At 31.0% G+C, this 1,534-nt stretch carries 2 protein-coding genes; both read right to left on the reverse strand.

What is annotated here, in order from left to right; genetic code table 11:
• Positions 1-315 precede the first annotated feature (315 nt).
• Entirely contained in the window at positions 316-762 is a 447-nt protein-coding gene (locus HMPREF3241_RS02010) for an SMI1/KNR4 family protein (protein ID WP_070853411.1), read from the reverse strand.
• Between the two features lie 58 nt (positions 763-820).
• Positions 821-1,534 (reverse strand): HNH endonuclease (locus tag HMPREF3241_RS13100; protein WP_256323885.1); only part of this gene is annotated, 714 nt, incomplete at its 5' end.

Genomic DNA, 1,534 nt, shown 5'->3' on the forward strand with positions numbered 1-1,534 from the left:
CCATGCGGTGTTGTATATTCGATGTTGGCTTTTAATTTTTTACGATCCATAAATCCACGTTCATAATGGTCACCATATTCAACCTTTGTAAGATTTGAGTCTTCTTGATAATTAACAATCTTTATACGATGCAAAAAAGAAGTTAAGTAATTTTTACCTAACTTCTATTAGTTAATCCGACCAGTTCTATTTGACAGAGAAACTTATCTTTCACTCTTAAATATTATCTATTGTATACTAATGTTACTTTACGCTTATTTTACACATAGCAATAATTTTATTTGTATTTCCCATTATATTCTCATATAATCTATATTATTTATATTGTATTTTCTTCAAGAATTTTGTGAATGTCTCAGCTATAAAATAAGTATTTTCTTCATCATTGGATGACTCGAAATTATGTCCATCATCCCAGAAATATACTCCTTCATATCCTTCTAATAAAATCAATACTAAAAATCCTTGTGACAAATCATTACCTATTATAATTGATTCTTCAACTAATTCCGATTCATATTCATCCATCCAATATTCGATGTTCGTAACATCATAAGGTGTATCACATCCATATAACACTTCCATATATATATTTTCATTTAATTCATCTACTTGTACTTTGTTCATGTTTTCGATATTAAAAAACCCACCATTATTTCCTAACAAAAATTGCTTATAATCATTTGGAAAAGTAACCCTATATTTCTGTTCTAAACATTTAATTTTTTCTTTAGACATTTCACCAAATTTTTTAAACTCCATTAACTTCACCTTCTAATATTTTAATTTTTTTTAGTGACATACCACCTCTATGGGTGAATTATCGATGAATTTTTTTATTTACTTCTTGCATTGTTTTTCCATCTTCATGATGGTGCCAAGTATTTTCAATCCTTTTCTCTCGTTCCGCAAGTTTATCTGCTTTTTTAAAATCGGTGTAATAGTTATCAAAACTATTAATATCCACTTCTTGTTCTACAAGCCCTGCTCCTTTAAAATCTGGATAACCATTTCTATATGCAACTTTAATACCATCTTTATTGGTATAAATCCATGTTCCATTCTCATCTACCTTAATTTTCCCACCCTTTTTTAGCCACTTATTTGGATTTGGAGAATTTTTGGGTTTTTCTTTACTATAATTTTTAGATTTATTTACACTACCTTTTATTGAATTTCCTTCACTCTTTACGATAGTATCTTTTGGTGTGTGTGTCACTTGATGATTGGGTGTGAGGGTACGTTGAATATTTTGGCCTGCTTCTCTGAGTGTCACACCTTTGCCTACTTGGACACTACCTGCTCCTGCAATCGCGACTTTAGGTTGTGTAAGTGGTATTTCCTTTTCTAATATATTGTTCGTTGCTTGTTTCACTTGTTGGGCTTGATGACCTATCCAATGCTTACCTTGTTGTACCGTATTAGACGCTTGGCCTCTCATATTACTTAACATTTGGCCGACTCGATTGTTCTGTGTAAAGTTTTTAGACTGGTTGAGAACACTATCTTTCATTGCTGTCATTTTAGGCGTCAT

Source organism: Staphylococcus sp. HMSC34G04 (genome assembly GCF_001838765.1).
Lineage (GTDB): Bacteria > Bacillota > Bacilli > Staphylococcales > Staphylococcaceae > Staphylococcus > Staphylococcus epidermidis.

Coding starts and splice junctions, on each gene's coding strand:
- HMPREF3241_RS02010 (WP_070853411.1), bottom strand. CDS start 762: ATGGAGTTTAAAAAATTTGGTGAAATGTCTAAAGAAAAAATTAAATGT.